This window comes from Pseudomonas sp. GW821-FHT09H03, assembly GCF_059415945.1.
The window spans coordinates 14,211-29,573 of record NZ_JBWKOF010000026.1; the positions used below are offsets into that span (position 1 = coordinate 14,211).

The 15,363-nt window shown below is 57.5% G+C and carries 11 protein-coding genes and 2 pseudogenes; 2 read left to right on the forward strand and 11 right to left on the reverse strand.

Features of this window, described 5'->3' with window-relative positions:
* Positions 1-465: 465 nt before the first annotated feature.
* Positions 466-1,524 carry a diguanylate cyclase gene (locus AC07OG_RS25345; RefSeq protein WP_495068433.1) on the forward strand — a complete coding sequence of 353 codons (1,059 nt, stop codon included), beginning with the start codon at positions 466-468 and terminating at the stop codon, positions 1,522-1,524.
* 334 nt (positions 1,525-1,858) lie between these two features.
* Here AC07OG_RS25345 and AC07OG_RS25350 read toward each other — a convergent pair whose 3' ends face one another.
* From AC07OG_RS25350 to AC07OG_RS25380, 7 genes and pseudogenes are all read right to left on the reverse strand, one after another.
* Positions 1,859-2,974 (reverse strand): HD-GYP domain-containing protein, encoded by a 1,116-nt coding sequence (locus AC07OG_RS25350; protein WP_495068416.1) that lies wholly within the window; start codon positions 2,972-2,974, stop codon positions 1,859-1,861.
* Positions 2,967-6,908 (reverse strand): response regulator, encoded by a 3,942-nt coding sequence (locus tag AC07OG_RS25355; RefSeq protein ID WP_495068417.1) that lies wholly within the window; start codon positions 6,906-6,908, stop codon positions 2,967-2,969. The genes AC07OG_RS25350 and AC07OG_RS25355 overlap by 8 nt, the downstream gene beginning before the upstream one ends.
* A 377-nt stretch (positions 6,909-7,285) precedes the next feature.
* Positions 7,286-7,468, reverse strand: a pseudogene (locus AC07OG_RS25360) (transposase); the annotation flags it as partial.
* Between the two features lie 22 nt (positions 7,469-7,490).
* A pseudogene (locus AC07OG_RS25365) lies at positions 7,491-7,684 on the reverse strand (transposase); the annotation flags it as partial.
* A 222-nt stretch (positions 7,685-7,906) separates the two neighbouring features.
* Positions 7,907-8,341: a carboxymuconolactone decarboxylase family protein gene (locus AC07OG_RS25370; protein WP_495068418.1), complete on the reverse strand. Its 435-nt coding sequence runs from the start codon at positions 8,339-8,341 to the stop codon at positions 7,907-7,909.
* Between the two features lie 488 nt (positions 8,342-8,829).
* Positions 8,830-9,243 carry a cupin domain-containing protein gene (locus AC07OG_RS25375; protein WP_495068419.1) on the reverse strand — a complete coding sequence of 138 codons (414 nt, stop codon included), beginning with the start codon at positions 9,241-9,243 and terminating at the stop codon, positions 8,830-8,832.
* Between the two features lie 10 nt (positions 9,244-9,253).
* Positions 9,254-9,694 (reverse strand): carboxymuconolactone decarboxylase family protein, encoded by a 441-nt coding sequence (locus AC07OG_RS25380; protein ID WP_495068420.1) that lies wholly within the window; start codon positions 9,692-9,694, stop codon positions 9,254-9,256.
* A 156-nt stretch (positions 9,695-9,850) separates the two neighbouring features.
* Between AC07OG_RS25380 and pdxR the strand changes: the two genes are divergently transcribed.
* Positions 9,851-11,284, forward strand: coding sequence for a MocR-like pyridoxine biosynthesis transcription factor PdxR (gene pdxR, locus AC07OG_RS25385; protein ID WP_495068421.1), 1,434 nt, complete (start codon positions 9,851-9,853; stop codon positions 11,282-11,284).
* Positions 11,285-11,651: 367 nt separating this feature from the next.
* Here the strand turns inward: pdxR and AC07OG_RS25390 are convergent, their stop codons facing one another.
* The 4 genes from AC07OG_RS25390 to AC07OG_RS25405 all read right to left on the reverse strand — a co-directional run bounded on the left by AC07OG_RS25390 (position 11,652) and on the right by AC07OG_RS25405 (position 15,355).
* Positions 11,652-11,798 (reverse strand): DUF6130 family protein, encoded by a 147-nt coding sequence (locus tag AC07OG_RS25390; RefSeq protein ID WP_495068422.1) that lies wholly within the window; start codon positions 11,796-11,798, stop codon positions 11,652-11,654.
* A gap of 72 nt (positions 11,799-11,870) precedes the next feature.
* A complete protein-coding gene (locus AC07OG_RS25395) occupies positions 11,871-12,479 on the reverse strand; it encodes a TetR/AcrR family transcriptional regulator (protein WP_495068423.1) in 609 nt (202 codons plus the stop codon).
* A 70-nt stretch (positions 12,480-12,549) separates the two neighbouring features.
* Complete coding sequence (locus AC07OG_RS25400) at positions 12,550-13,884, reverse strand: OprD family porin (protein ID WP_495068424.1); 1,335 nt, start codon at positions 13,882-13,884, stop codon at positions 12,550-12,552.
* A gap of 151 nt (positions 13,885-14,035) precedes the next feature.
* Positions 14,036-15,355 (reverse strand): MFS transporter, encoded by a 1,320-nt coding sequence (locus AC07OG_RS25405; protein ID WP_495068425.1) that lies wholly within the window; start codon positions 15,353-15,355, stop codon positions 14,036-14,038.
* Between the last annotated feature and the right edge of the window lie 8 nt (positions 15,356-15,363).

The following is a 15,363-nucleotide window of genomic DNA, read 5'->3' on the forward strand; positions in this document are numbered from 1 at the left end:
GGGCTATTGGTTGATGGCCCGGTATGTGGTCTGATTCAGGAGCTTTGTAATGACAGATACCCCCTTACAGAGATGCCGACGTGGTGTTGGCGTGCCCAATATGTGGAAGCATCCACTTTGAACGTCCGCTTCCGCGAAAGTCGTAAGACCGCTTAGGGTCGATTTCTGCCCATCGTGACATGCAGAAAGCGGCCAAAAACAGCCCGTCAGATGTGCCTATGAAACCACCGATTCAGAAGACGTTCTGCTGGCGATTCAATATTATGATCGAAAGGCCAGCGAGACTTGTATGATCGTGGCGGACCAGGAGTCAGAGCGGTTTGCCTAAGCATTGAGAGCGCTTGCAAGGTCGCTCTTAAACTCCCGTTAATATTGAAGAATTTTTATGCGAATTATGCGATTAACGGCGACTCCTGCAGTGGTCGATAACGATCGAGGGAGCGAAACATGAATGGTAATGGGATAATTGAAAATAAGATTGGCAAAGGACAGTCTTTTGCCAAACGAATCTACCTGCCACGCCTTATTGGCCTGGCGATTGGCATGCTGAGCGTACTGGCCGCCATTGCGCCGCTGGGCCTGCCGGGATGGGTATGGGTACTGTTGCTTTTCAACGGCTTGGTTTGGCCGCATCTGGCCTATCAATTGGCCACCCGTGCTGGTGAGCCGTATCAGGCGGAGCGGCGCAACTTACTCTACGACTCAGTGATGGGCGGGTTCTGGACCGCGACCATGCAGTTCAATCCGTTGCCTGCCGTCACCATCCTTTCGATGATGACGATGAACAACGTCGCTGCAGGCGGCCAGCGTTTATTCGTGCATGGCGCGCTGGCCCAAGTTGTCGGAATTCTGCTTGCGATAACACTGTTCGGCCCGCAGGTGCAACTTACTGCAACCGCCCTACAGATCTACGCCTGCTTGCCGATGCTGACGCTCTACCCATTAGCGCTGGGCTGGGTCTGTTATCGCCTGGCCATTAATCTCGCCGACCACAAGCGCCGTCTTAGCGCCCTGAGCTGTACCGACAGTCTCACCGGCCTGCTCAATCATGGGGCGTGGAAGGATTTGCTTCACCTGCAGTTTTTCGCCTCCCGGCAGGAGAGCTTCGAAACGGTGATCGCGATCATTGATGTCGATCACTTCAAACAGATCAACGATACTTACGGCCATCTCGTTGGCGACAGCGTGCTACGCCAGCTGAGCGCCGAACTTAAGAAAAACCTTCGCCAAGGTGACCTGGCCGGTCGCTTTGGTGGAGACGAGTTCTGTGTGATCCTGCCCAACAGCCCACTGAGCCAGGCCGGCGAAATTATGGAGCGACTGCGAGGGGCAATGGGCAACTACCGCAATGAGCAACTGCCTGAGCTGCGAGTCAGCCTGAGTATCGGCTTGGCATCGTGCTGCAGTGCAATGACCGACGCCGCAGACTGGCTCAACGAAGCCGACAAGGCACTGTATGCGGCCAAGAACAGTGGGCGCGACAAGGTCCATTTCACCTTAGGCGACATCGTCAACGCACCTTGAATCACAGTGGATTCGCTAGACACCTTGTAAACCAATTTTTTGATCTGTAAACCACTGAGGTTAACAACTCAAAAAAGTGGTTTATGGCAACCAGGTAATTACCTCGTGGAAACTGCTGGGATAATGCCCCGATGGAGCGCGTGTTTCGCAGCTTGAAAACTGAATGGACCAGCACACGCCGTAGTTACGACCGGCAGAGAACGACCCATGACGGACGTTCAAGCAGATGTGATGCCAAATGATCGATGGAGTGCGCATTGCCTCTACGGGGCATTTCCAAACCTCAAAAAAATGACCAAAAGCCCTGGGCATTGATTTCACGGCGACGCGTTGATTAACCATCCTGACCGCTATCAGCAAAACGCACCGCGATAGCCTGGAATTGCTCATGGTTGGCCAGGAAAACCTCGCAGATTTCCGGATCGAAATGCGTAGCACATCCCTGGCGGATTATCTCCAGCGCCTGATCGTGTGACATGCTCTTCTTGTATACGCGTCGGCTAATCAGCGCGTCATAGACATCCGCCACCGCCATGAGCCTGGCACTGATGGGGATGTCATCGGCACTCAACCCGTCGGGATAACCGGTACCATCCCACTTCTCGTGGTGGCTGTAGGCGATCTCCTTGGCAAGGCGCAGAAATTCCACCGAGATGCCCAACTGCTCTTCGGCATGCCGGATGGCATCGCGTCCCAGTACCGTATGGGTCTTCATCGTCTCGAACTCTTCCGGCGTGAGGCGCCCCGGCTTGAGCAGTATGTCATCGGGTATGCCGATCTTGCCGATGTCATGCAGCGGAGCCGACTTGAACAGCAGGCGGATGCTCTCGTCATTGAGAAAATGCTGGAACCTCGGATGTTCGCGAAGCATCTCGGCCAGTAGTCTGACGTAGTGCTGAGTTCGTCGAATGTGGTTACCTGTCTCATTGTCGCGGGCTTCGGCCAGCGAGGTCATGGCCTGAATGGTCACATCCTGGATGGCGGTGACCTCGGCGGTGCGGCGCTGGACTTCCTGCTCAAGGTAAGCCTTCTGATCACGCAAAAAGTCGGCGGCCGCCTTGATCTTCAATTGGGTTTCCACCCGAGCCAGCACGATGGGTGGGTTGATCGGCTTGGTGATGTAGTCCACGGCGCCCATCTGCAAACCCAGGATCTCGTCTTCCATTGTCGCCATGGCGGTGATGAAGATGATCGGGATATCAGCGGTGCGCGGATCGCGCTTGAGCTGCTCTGCCACCTCATACCCCGACAGATCAGGCATCATGATGTCGAGCAGAATCAGATCCGGGCGAGGCTCCTGCACCGCTGCCTTCAGCGCGAGCTCACCGCTGATGGCCACCCGCGTGCGGTAGATGTCCTTCAGCAGGCCATTGATCAGCTTAATGTTCTCCGGCGTATCATCGACAATGAGGATGATCGGGCTAAGTGAGTAGTTTAGCGTTTCACTCATGATGCTCCCTCCAGCACGGGGTATCGCGGGCCGTCGATGCACGTTTGAGTGTTAGCCGTGCGGCTTCGAAGTCAAAGTTGTCCACCTCATTCAGCAACTGCTCGAAACTGTCCTGGCCGAGTGCTCCGCGCAACGAATCCGCATACTGCTCCATATAATCCGGCGCTGCTCCGTCATTGGCCTCCAGCAGGTGCAAGAGCGCTATGGCATGCTGTGCCCAGTCGACGCTCGATACCACTGCCGGTGCTGCCTGGCCGCTACCCAGCGCTTGGCGAATCGCATGCACGGCCAGCGAGAGCGCTTCGATCAATTCATTCACCAATGCGTCCGACTCAGCGTGCGCCCTGATCGCGGTTTCCAGCTTACCGGCCTTGACTTGCAGGCCCCTGAAGCCGAGGTTGCCTGCAACGCCTTTCACGGTATGGGCCATTCGCTCGGCCGTCGCCCGATCACCCGCGCGCAGCGCGTTCCCCAGCGCTTGCCCTGCCAAAGCCCAGCGGTCGGCAAATTGACCCAGCAGCTTGATGTATAGCTGGCGATTGCCCGCCACTCGCCTCAGTCCGTCGGCGCTATCCAGCCCTGGAATGTCCGGTAGGCGCTCCTCGCCCGATGCGGCGCTGGACGGCTCCACTGCCGCCGACCCAGGTACGACCCAGCGCAGAACCGTGGCGATGAGTGCTTGCGGTTCCACGGGCTTGGTCACATGGTCGACCATGCCCGCCTCGATGCAGCGCTCCCGGTCCTCGACCATGGCATGTGCGGTCATAGCAATCACCGGGATCTGTGCGCAGTGAGGCTCGACGCGAATACGCCGGGTCGTCTCGAGACCATCCATCTGCGGCATCTGTACGTCCATCAGCACCGCGTCGTATTGCGCTGCAGCCAACATTGACAGCGCCTCGCAGCCGTTGCCGGCAACTTCCACCAGGGCACCGGCAGCCTCGAGAAGCTCCCTGGCAATCTGTTGGTTGATTTCGTTGTCCTCCGCGACGAGCAGGCGCACTCCGGCGAGCACCTGCGCCTGCGCATTGGGTACGGTTAGCGCCACCACGCCCGTTTGCGGCGCGAATAAGTTGACCAGTACCTCTACCAGCGAGGACTGGTTGACCGGCTTGACCAGGAACGCGCGAATGCCGGCCGCTTGCGCAGCGGCATGCATTTCGTCATGCCCAAATGCACTGACCATGACAGCGTACAGTGCAGGCTGCAGGCCAAGAGCCCGGCGCGTCGTCTCGATGCCATCCATCTCTGGCATTTGCCAATCCACCAATAGCACCCGGAACGGGTCGTCGGCCGCAGCACCGCGAAGGCTCTCCAAAGCAGCCTCGCCTGACGCCACCGCGACCGGCGAAAGCCCCGCTACGCGAAGCATGTCGCAAAGGATCTGGCGCGCGTCGGCATTGTCATCGACGACCAGGACGCGCGCTCCGGCGAGCTCCGCAGGGACAATCTGGTGCTGCGTACGCATGTGCTGGTCAAGACCAAGCCAGACGCTGAAAGAGAACGTGCTGCCGTTGCCCGGTTCGGAGTCCACCCCGATCGTTCCGCCCATCAGCTCGACGATGCGCTTCGAGATGGCAAGGCCCAGCCCGGTACCGCCGAATTGTCGCGTGGTAGAGCTATCGGCTTGGGCAAAGGCCTCAAAGAGTCGCCCGGATTGCTCGGGAGTCATGCCGATACCGGTATCGCGGACACGAACCTGCAGCTGAACTTTGCCGCCGGTGCGGCCCAGGTTGCGAACCACGACCGTCACCTGCCCATGCTCGGTGAATTTCACTGCGTTGCCGACCAGGTTCAGGATGACCTGGCCCAGGCGCAGTGGATCTCCAAGCAGCGTCTTGGGAACGTCTGACGCGCGGTCGAACAGCAGCTCAATGCCCTTGTCGTAGGCCTTTTGCGCAATCAGCGAGGACACGTTGTCGAGCACCTCATCGATCTCAAACGGCACTGCCTCGACGCTCAGCTTGCCGGCCTCGATCTTGGAGAAGTCGAGGATGTCGTTGATAATGCCAAGCAGCGAAGTGCCCGCGTTATGGATCTTCGAGACATAATCGCGCTGCCGCTGGTCCAGCGAAGTCTTCAGCGCAAGGTAGGACATGCCGATGATCGCATTCATGGGCGTGCGGATTTCGTGACTCATGTTTGCAAGGAAGTCGCTTTTTGCCCGCGTCGCCTCTTCAGCAATCTCCTTCGCCCGCTGCTGCGCGTGCTCTGCTGCCTTGCGCTCGGTGATATCCTGCAGCCAGCCGAGCAGCCCTTGCTCCCCCTGGATCTGGATTGGCAGGTAGGTGACAAGCATGGTGCGTTCGCGCCCCTGCCGGTCACGCATCGGTACTTCCTGGCCCTTTGCGATGCCGTCGTCCGTGAGTCGTTCGACGATGGCTTCGCGATCATGCCCATTCGCGTAAATCTGCGAAGCAGCGTCACCGACGCCTACGCCGAACGTTTCACAGAAGCGGGGGTTGGCGAAGCGGATCACGCCCTGGGTAGAAAAGGCTATGTTGATTGGACTCGTATCGAGGATTGCCTGCAGCCGCGCGCGTTCTTCGCTAAGCGCCACTGCTGCCGCATGATGATCCGTGACATCGCGCACCCAGCTGGCGACCAGGGTCTCACCGTGGATTGTCACGAATGATGCACCGACCAGAACCCAGAGAATTGATCCATTTTTGTGCAACAGGCGGGTCTCGAAGTGTTCGACCTTGCCGTTTCGTGTCAGCAGTTCGAGGAAGCGTTCGCGCTCCTCAGGATCGACATACAGGCTCGTGGCGTGGCGCCCGAGCAGGTCCTCGCTGACATAACCGGTCGCCTGTGAAAAGCTTTGGCTTACTTCCCTGACGGCCCCGTTCCGGTCTGCCAGCACCAGGCTGGCGGGGCTGGTATCCATGAGCGCGCGGGTGAAAGCTTCGCGCTCGGCCAGCTCTGCGGCAACGCGCTTGCGCTCGTCCACTTCCCGGTTGAGGCGTCGGTTCCAGGCCAGCATGGCGCCGAGCAACAGCAGGACCGCGACCAAGCTCGGGATCGCCCAGCTCATTACGGTTTTGATATCGAGGCTGTCCTCGTTGAAGGAATCCTCGAACAGCCGGTATTCCATGAGCGATACGCGATAGTACCGCCGCCAGCTCGCATCGAGCGGCGAATCAATGCGATTGCTGGACTGGAAGAACCGCTCCAGCGCTCGCGCGAGATCCGGGGCGTTGCGCGCAACACCCCACCCAACGCTGGTCGCTTCGCTGACCGGAAACGCAATGGAGAGACGTTCGGGATCTTCACGAGCCCAGCGCAGCGCGCTTTCGCTACCCAATACCGTGAAATCCACCTTCGCATCGGCGACCAGTTTCACCGCCTGTTCGGTTGGCGCATAGACCATTCTGACCGGCTGACTGGAGAGAGGACCGCGGTTGGCTTCATCGATCCACTGCTCGTAGTCCGTGCCCTTCTGCACTGCCGCCGTCAGACCGAGCAAATCAGACACCTCGTTGCTCAGGGGCTGGTTGGAGCGATGGACGATGACCAGGTTGCGTACCCGGTAGTAGGGCACGAGCAACATCTTCGTTTCGCGCCAAGGGATGATATGCAAGTCATTTGGATAAAGATCACAGCGGCCGTCGGCGAGTAGCTTCGGGTCGTAGCTTTCCCCGCGTACGGTCTCGCCCCGATCGTCGTGAAACTGCGCATCGAAACTCGGCAGTTCCGTTACCTGTGGGCGTAAACCGAGTGATTGCGCGAACGCCTCCGCATTAGTCCGGTAGAAGGAAGCGCTTGAGCCAGCCACGCATATGCGCAGGACGCCGCTTTCCTCAATCTGGGACAGCGTACGTGCTTCCACGCATGGCATGCCCAGCACCAACAAGCCTCCCAGCGCAAGCAACGCTCCCCAGCACGGTTTTGTTTTCAAAATGCACCTGCTGGTAGGTAATTGCTCACGATCCAACTCGACATATCCTTGTGAACGCCCTTGCACGAGTTTGTCCACCGCCCTGCACTGGCATGATAGGTTTTTGGAGTGTAGGCATACGCTACAGCAAGCGCCAGCAACAAAAACTGGGCCAGCTAGCGACTTTCAAACTGCTACTCACCGTTCGGAAAGTGAGTTTGCGGACGCTACTCAGTACTCGTACACCTAAGTTTCGCCAATGTCCGCTATGGGTCGATTCTGTTGAAAAAGTCGGATTTTCAGATGGCCTTAACTCAGGCACGACCACCACCGGAGAACCTACTCGCCACATTGAGTGGTTTTTCGGCCCTTCGGTGACCTTTGCTGCTCTGTTATCGGGTTAATTTGAGGTCTTTTGTTTGGTGCAGGCGCACCTATCCCGTGACTGCTGGCCCTTGAGATGAAAATTTGGCCCGCCGTCGCAGGTTCTGCACCGCAGCGGCCAGCGTGAATTAATCCGTCGCGCCAGTAATGCCACGTAGCCGCAGGCGATCCAATTTCAGGATGCGCTTGAGGTGGGCAAACAACATTTCGACCTTTTTACGTTCGTGGCGAGAGCGCTGATATGCCGGCGTTGCTCAGCATGCGAATCATCAGTTCGGGATCAATCGACGGACGCCCAATCGGGCTGTAAAAATCGGCGAGGTAATGACGCAAGTCGCTCAGATCGAGGCACTGCTCAATGCTCCGCAGAAGGTGAGTGGCTGGAATGTGATCTTTAAGGCTGAACGAGTAAACAGCCGCTCCTGCCCACTCGATAACTGTCCCATCATGCTGCGTGCTTACCCGCTGGCCAATGCAGAGACTTTGCCGCAGGCCAGACAGGGGAGCTACTTTTTTAACAGAATCGGCCATAAGCGGTCAGCCAAACCCAGCCCGCCTGAGTTCGGAAACTGGGCTGGCCGACGCTCCAATGGCAGAAAATATCTAGACACGATCCTGGCGCTCAGCGCATGCGGGTAATCGCTCAGCCAAAACTCCGGGTGCTGGGTAGGTTAAGGCACCATGGCGAAGCCAACGCCGAAACGGTTCCAGGCATTGATGGTGGCGATTGCCAGGGTCAGGCTGACGATTTCGCTTTCGTTGAAGTGTTCGCGTAGCGCGTCGAACTGATCCTGCGGGGCGTACTTGGTCGCCAGTTCGGTCAGGCTTTCGACCCAGGCCAGGGCGGCACGCTCACGCTCGGTGAAAAAAATGGTTTCGCGCCAGACGGTAAGGGTTTGCAGACGTGCTTCGGATTCACCAGCTTTGCGCGCGTCATTAGCATGCATGTTCACGCAGTAAGCGCAGCCGTTGATCTGTGAGGCACGCAGGCGTATCAGTTCCAGCAGTGAGGCTTCCAAGCCGGACTTGGCCAGCGCCTGTTCCAGGCCGACGAGCGCTTTGTAGGCGTCGGGGGATTGCTTGGCCCATTCGATTCGATTACTCATTTTGGTGTCTCCAGATATGCGGGGTTGGTGGTTGCTGTTGGCTATCCTAGCGCTGGAGTTCGCGAGGTCGAATAGCCAATTGCGCGCTTTATCAGGAGGCCAATGGCGGCTTTATGGACGATTCACTCGCCAGTAATTGTTTGCCGCAGCAATGGTGCGAATTTAGTTGCCACTACCAAGCCAACCTGCATTGGCGGGCCGGATCTTCAGCGTAGATTGGTCGCAGGCTGCTGTGGTATAGCTGCATCGGGCTGGCCATCTGTCGGGCTTGGTAAAGTAAGGGGGAGTGGCTCAGGAACAGTAGCAAGGCCATTGTCCAGCCAACGCTGCCAGCCACAGGACGTGGGGCACAAAGCTCACCAGTGGTACGTGTTTGAATGCGCCAAAGTAGCTGTAACGGGCGACCTGTGTGATAGAGGCTGTTCCGGGTAAGCATGGCCAGGATCAGGCCGGCCATGTTGCCGACGGCCAGGCCTGATGCATCGGACTTACTGCGTTAGCGGTAATTTCACTGGTGCCTTCTCGTCCAGCAGTAGCCATACCAAAAGCTTGGCTGGCTGGGTGTCGCTGGCATTGCGCGACACCAGATGTGGTGTATTTGCCGGCTCATACCAGGATTCGCCGGTTTTGTAGGTGACCGGTTTATGGCCCTGCAATTGGGACACCACCGAACCTTCTAGGACGTAAGCGAAAACCGATCCTGGGTGTACGTGGGCCGTGGACTTTTGGCCTGCTTGGTAGCTCACGGTGATCATCAGAGCGCGCTTGCCAGGGGCATCTTGCAGCACTTCTTCGCGCAGCTTGCCGATTTGCTCCTGGCCATCGTCATGGGCGAATACCGGAAGGGTCATACCTAGCAGCAGGCAGGCACTGAGCATTTTCCAAGGTGTTTGACGTTGCATGGTTAACTCCTCAGGCCGTTGGGCCATGGCGAAAACTGACAGCCAGACGGTTCCAGCTGTTGATGGTGTTGATGGCCAGCGTCAGGTCGACCATCTCCTGGGGGGAGAACTCGCTTTGCAGTTGTTGGAAAACCTCGTCCGGTACTCGGGTGCTGGTCAGTAGAGTGACGGCTTCGGTCCAGGCTAGAGCGGCCATTTCCCGGCTATTGAAAAACGGCGCCTCACGCCAGTAAGCCAGCCCATGCAAGCGTCTCTCGCTTTCGCCGAGGTTGCGGGCATTGATGCTGTGTAGATCAACACAGTAAGCACAGCCATTGAGTTGTGACGCGCGCAGTCGCACCAGCTCCAACAGCGGTTTGTCGATACTCAATAGGCTGATGGCGGCCTCCAGTGCCAGCATGGCCTTGAGTGCTTCTGGTGAAGCGGCGTAGTAATCTAGACGGGATTGCATGGGGACGACCTCGGGGTGAGTGGCACAGCCCCACATTAGTGACAGAGCGGCTGCGGACCAATATCCAATTCCGAGGTAAACTGGCACACCAATTCGTCCCTCTCTATCGCCAGGCCACTCGGTAATGTGCAACTAGATCAGCCAAAAGGAGCGGAGATGGAGCTGCACATTGTCGTTCAGGGACGTAAGGATCTTGTCGGGCAGCTCTATCGCCAGTTGCGCGAGGCCATCGAGAACGGCCGCCTAGCAGCCGGCACGCAACTGCCGCCAACCCGCCTTTTGGCTGAACAGCTTGGTATTTCGCGCAAGACCGTAGCCGACGCCTATGCCTTGCTGACCTACGACAACTTGCTTGTGGGTAAGGTCGGCGCCGGTACTTTCGTCAACGCACGGGTCGCCAAGAAGGGCCGCAAGCAGTGCCACACTGATCTGGCCAGTGCAATGGTTGTCGAAAAGTGGCGGATGACATCCTTGCCTCTAAATCACCAAGGACAGAATGGCACTCTGCGCTACAACTTCATCGGAGGGGCTACCAGCAAGAGTCACTTTCCTCTGGATGAGTGGCGCAGTAGCCTGCAATACGCCCTGCGCCAGAGCGCCAAATCCGGAGGTATGTATGGCCCTGCAGAGGGCCTGCCGACCCTGCGCGATGCCATTGCCCGGCATGTGGCTTTTTCCCGAGGTCTGAGCTGTACGGCCGAAGATGTGCTGGTTAGCAATGGTGCCCAGCAGGCTCTGGATCTGATCTCGCGCGTTTTGATTGAGCCGGGCTGCTGCGTGGCCGTGGAAGATCCAGGTTATCCGCCGGCCCGCCTGTTGTTCGCCGCCCAAGGCGCGCAGGTTGTTGGGGTGCCGGTGGATGACCAGGGAATGATTATCGAGCTGATACCCGAACATGCGCGGCTGATCTACGTGACTCCCTCGCATCAGTTTCCTTTGGGTATGCCCATGAGTCAGGAGCGGCGCGAGGCATTGCTAGCCAAGGCCCTGCGCATCGGCGCGATCATTATCGAGGACGACTATGACTGCGAGTTCCGCTACGGCGGCCGCCCGATCGACTCGCTACAGAGCCTGGATCAACATGGTGTGGTCGCCTATGTCGGCACCTTCTCCAAGACATTGCAGCCGGAACTGCGGCTTGGCTACGCAATACTGCCGCCTGCCTTGTTGGAGGCGGTGAGCGCGGCCAAGCAATTAACCGACTGGCACAGCCCTGCGCTGATTCAGTGGGCTTTGGCCAAATTCATCAACGACGGTCATCTGCTGCGGCATATCCGTCGCTGTCATGGTATCTACGCTAGCCGCCGCGAACGTCTGCTGGCGCGCATTGAAAACGATCTGTCGCCCTGGCTGCAGCTAGTACCTTCAGTCGCAGGCTTCCACCTGGCAGTGCTGGGGAAAACGGATCTGGATGTTGTGCAAGTGTCCGAACTGGCTAGGAAGGTCGATGTTGGCGTCTACCCGTTGAACGGTTTTTTCTATACGGCAGCGCAACAGCCAGGGCTGCTGCTTGGCTACGGCGCCATCGAGACGTTGGATATAGATCCAGCGTTGGACCGACTGCGCGATATTCTCATCCAGACAAGCTGAAAACTTATTCGCGAACCTTTGACTCAGGTTCGGCTGAGGGAAGCGCCCTTGATTTTGCAGGCGACCCAACTGTTCTTGCCGGTTGCTGTTCGTTGCGACCGACAGCTATTGGCCGACTTTTTCAACAAATCGGTCGTTTTCTGTCCTTCGCGCCAGACTGAAATTGACCAGAGGCATTCATTGAGATGTGCCTGGAAATTCGATTTTTTGAAATCACAACAGTGAGCCATGAACACACAACAGTCAGGGGTTCGCAGCGTGAGCATCGTCTATGCGGCGCGCACGTTGGGTACTTTTCCGGAACTGTAAAACTCACTACCGTACGGGTGAGGATTTTGTAAGTCGGGTCGGCCACTTCAAAAAGAAACTAATGAGTGCCAGGCGTCAGTCCGATCAGGATAATCGGATCATCACTGGTGTGCGCCCATGTACCTTTCCAGTCGTCGATGATCAAGCCAAGCCGACCAGGACGCGGTGGTACATCAACACCCGCTTTGCCAAACAAGAAACCCAAAACATGGCTCGGCAGATTCCTGAGGGCGACGGACTTGGCATTTTCTCCCGCGTGATTTAATTAAAGGCTGGATCATTGCCGGTCAATGAGCAGTGACCTAAGCACCATCAGCTGTACGTCCTTGATGATAACTTCCGTCCGGAAATCATTGCTCAGCGGCCCCAGCACCACGCCGTCCAGCATGGCCCGCACGGTGGCCACCGTGATGTTCAGGTCATCGACCTGGAAGCGTCTGCCAGCCATGCCCAATGCAATAATGTCTTTTAAAAGCTGCGCTTGTTTGGTGCGCAATCCATCGATTTTCACCCTTCGAGAGGGTTCCAGGCAGTAGTTCTCGCGCGTGGACAGTATGTGCCACTGGCGCCGTGGCAAGGCGAACCGCAAGTAAGCGCCAATGTAGTGCCCTAATGCGGACCTTGGGTCGAAGCGCGCGAGGGCCGTTTTGCTGAGGCAGTGGAGCAACTGATACTCGTGTTCCTCAATGAATGCGAACAGAAGGCATTGTTTGCTTTCGATGTAATGATAAAGCGAGCCCGCTTGCAACCCGGCGTGATCGGCAAGCTGACGCATGCTCACGGCCTGATACCCCTCATTGACGAACATGTGCAGAGCCACACTGCGGATAGTTTCCAGCCTGGACGCCGATGCACTACTGACATGAGTGTTTGCAGTCTTGGTCATCATGAGTACCGTTGCCCGGCCCGAACACGGCGGCCGGGCGATTGTATGGAAGCCCTTGGCGGGGTTGAATTCAAAACAGGGGAAGCGTGTAGGACATCACTAGTCGCGTCTGATCCTGGGCGCCGTCAACCGGTACATCACTTCGAAGCATCGCGTTTTTAAGGCCAAATCCCAGCCCTTTGAAGCTACCGCTTTGAATGATGTAATCAACAATGATGTCGCGCTCCCACTCCCGACCATCCTGTGCACCGGCCTGGATGATATCGGTGCCCCGGTAGTAGCCGATGGACGCTGTCAGGCCAGGGACTGCGCAAGCAACGAAGTTGTAGGAATACATGCCGAACACCGTATCTTCGCCCGCCCGCAGGAAGCTTGAGACGAATCTGTCCGTAGGCAGATAGGTGCTGGAACCGGCGGCACCTTCGCCCGTACTGGCCTGGTTCAACTGGGTAAAATTGCTGCCGGAAGACACACTCTGATAACCCCCTGTCACCGAATGGCCGCCCACGTTGTAGGTGAATATTGCCGCCCGGGTGTCATTGTCTATCCGGCCCGGGGTATCGCCAAAGCCGCTGAGTGTGTAACCGGCGGCGCGACCCTGGGCGCTATCGTTTTTGCCTTCCGCCCGGGTTCGGAAGTAGCGCAAATCGGTTTTGAATGTTTGCCCTTCGGTAATGGGGAACGTGTGTACCAAGCCAAGAAAGTCTTGGTCGTAATAATTTTCGAGTTTGCCATGGTAGTACTGTAGAAGAAGCTGTTTGCTGAATTGATAGTCTGTCCCGGCGAAGGAGAAATTGTTGCTTTCACGCCGCCCTCCAGCCACGGCCAGCCCCGAATCGTTAGTCGACGCTCGCCCGGTGGCTTTGTTGATGCGCCCGCCAACCAGAGTCAAATTGTCGAGGGGTTTGGAGGTCAACATTGCACCTTCGAACATTTGTGGGAGCAGGCGGCCGTCGTTCGCTACCAGGATCGGTAGTTTGGGTAGCAGCGTTCCAACCTTGAGTTCGGTGTTTGATAATTTGGCTTTGGCGGTGACCCCCAGCCGGCTGAACTCATGAACAGCATCGCCATCGCTGTCATCGGGAAACATGGAACTGCCCCGATGATTGCCTGCCCCTCCGTCCAGGCGTACGCCCAAGGTACCAAGTGCATCAAGTCCAAAGCCGAATGTGCCGTCGGTGTAGCCGGACTTGAGATCAAGCATGAAGCCATTGCCCCACTCGCGTATTTTGCTCTGGCCTTGAGGACCTGGCTGATTTCTATAGTCGTTATTGAAGTAGAAATTGCGCACGCTCAGGTTGCCCTGGCTGTCCGCCAGGAAGTCAGCGAAAGCAATACCCGGGCCGGCCAACAAGCAGCCAATGGCGGACAGCATTAAACGATTTACAGGGGAGTTTTTTGTCATTGTTATGTGCTCCTGTTGTTCTTTGATTGTTGTTTTTATGGCGCGCAGGTTTTTTCGAGACGAGCTCAGCCTGGCCCTGACAGTTTCATCAGGGCGTACTGAGGCCTCAGCGCATGCGCTTTACAATTGACCAGGAAGTTCTGTCAGTTATTTAAACTGTCTGGGCGACAGGTATGGGGCGCAGGCGGTAAACGAGCAAGCCGAGTACACCACCGATGACCAGGAGCGAAGCCATGATGTACATCGCCGCATGGGTGTTGCCGGTCACTTGAGTCAACCAACCCACGACAATCGTGCTGAAGAATCCGGCAATATTACCCAGTGAGTTGATCAGCGCCACGCCTGTCGCTGCGGCTGCGCCACCAACCACTGCGTTGGGCATGCCCCAGAAAACCGGCAGGCTGCTGATCATCGCGGCCGTGCCTATGGTCAGGCCAATCATGCCGAGCAACAGGTTGTCGCCGAAATAAGTGCCGAAGGCTATGCCCAGTGCGCCGACGCCGGCGCAAATCGCCAAATGCCACCGATACTCCCCACGCCGGTCGGAACTGCGACCTACGAGCACCATAGTGATAACGGCGGCCGCATAGGGGATGGCACTGAGCACGCCGATAACCACTGGTTGCTGCACCCCGCTGTTACGGATGATGGTCGGAAGCCAGAAGCTGATCACGTACTGGCCCAGCACCAGGCAGAAATACACGGCGCCGAGCAGCCAGATCTGCGGATTGACCAAGCCGTCGCGCAGGCGATGACTCTGTTTCTGCGAAGCCTCGCGATCGATGGCCGCCTGCATGCCCTGGCGTTCTTCAGGTGTCAGCCAGTGAGCATCAGCGATTCTGTCACGAAGCAGGAAGAAGACCGCCGCCCCCAGGGCTACCGCGGGCAGCCCTTCAATGACGAACATCCATTGCCAGCCAGCGAACCCGGCTACGCCGTTGAGGTGTTGCAGGATAAAACCCGAGATAAGCGCGCCCAGCATGCTCGAAACGGGCAAGGCCATAATGAACATGGCAGTCATTACCCCGCGTCGATGGCTGGGGAACCAGGTGGTGAGATAGAAGATGATGCCGGGAAAGAAACCCGCCTCGGCAATACCGATCAGCAAACGCAGCGCGTAGAAGGCCGGGGGCGTTTCGATAAACATCATTGCCGCCGACAAAAGCCCCCAGGTCACCATGATGCGAGCGATCCAGCGGCGAGCGCCAAAGCGGTGCAAGGCGATATTGCTGGGGATTTCGAACATCAGGTAGCCGACGAAGAAAATACCCGCGCCCAAGCCATAAACGGCGTCACTGAACTTCAGATCGTCGAGCATCTGCAACTTGGCAAAACCGACGTTGACCCGGTCCAGATAAGCGACCAGATAACAGACGATCAACAGCGGGATAATCCGCCAGGCCGTCTTGCGGTAGGCTGATTTCAAAGCGTGGTCGGGCATCACGCCCGCAGGAAGTGGAGGTTGGTTCATGTCTAGCC

Excerpts from the sequence above, each read along its gene's own strand:
- pdxR (WP_495068421.1), top strand. The coding sequence starts at position 9,851 with ATGGAGCTGCACATTGTCGTTCAGGGACGTAAGGATCTTGTCGGGCAG.
- AC07OG_RS25405 (WP_495068425.1), bottom strand. The coding sequence starts at position 15,355 with ATGAACCAACCTCCACTTCCTGCGGGCGTGATGCCCGACCACGCTTTG.
- AC07OG_RS25350 (WP_495068416.1), bottom strand. The coding sequence starts at position 2,974 with ATGAGTGAAACGCTAAACTACTCACTTAGCCCGATCATCCTCATTGTC.
- AC07OG_RS25370 (WP_495068418.1), bottom strand. The coding sequence starts at position 8,341 with ATGAGTAATCGAATCGAATGGGCCAAGCAATCCCCCGACGCCTACAAA.
- AC07OG_RS25400 (WP_495068424.1), bottom strand. The coding sequence starts at position 13,884 with ATGACAAAAAACTCCCCTGTAAATCGTTTAATGCTGTCCGCCATTGGC.
- AC07OG_RS25380 (WP_495068420.1), bottom strand. The coding sequence starts at position 9,694 with ATGCAATCCCGTCTAGATTACTACGCCGCTTCACCAGAAGCACTCAAG.
- AC07OG_RS25375 (WP_495068419.1), bottom strand. The coding sequence starts at position 9,243 with ATGCAACGTCAAACACCTTGGAAAATGCTCAGTGCCTGCCTGCTGCTA.
- AC07OG_RS25395 (WP_495068423.1), bottom strand. The coding sequence starts at position 12,479 with ATGACCAAGACTGCAAACACTCATGTCAGTAGTGCATCGGCGTCCAGG.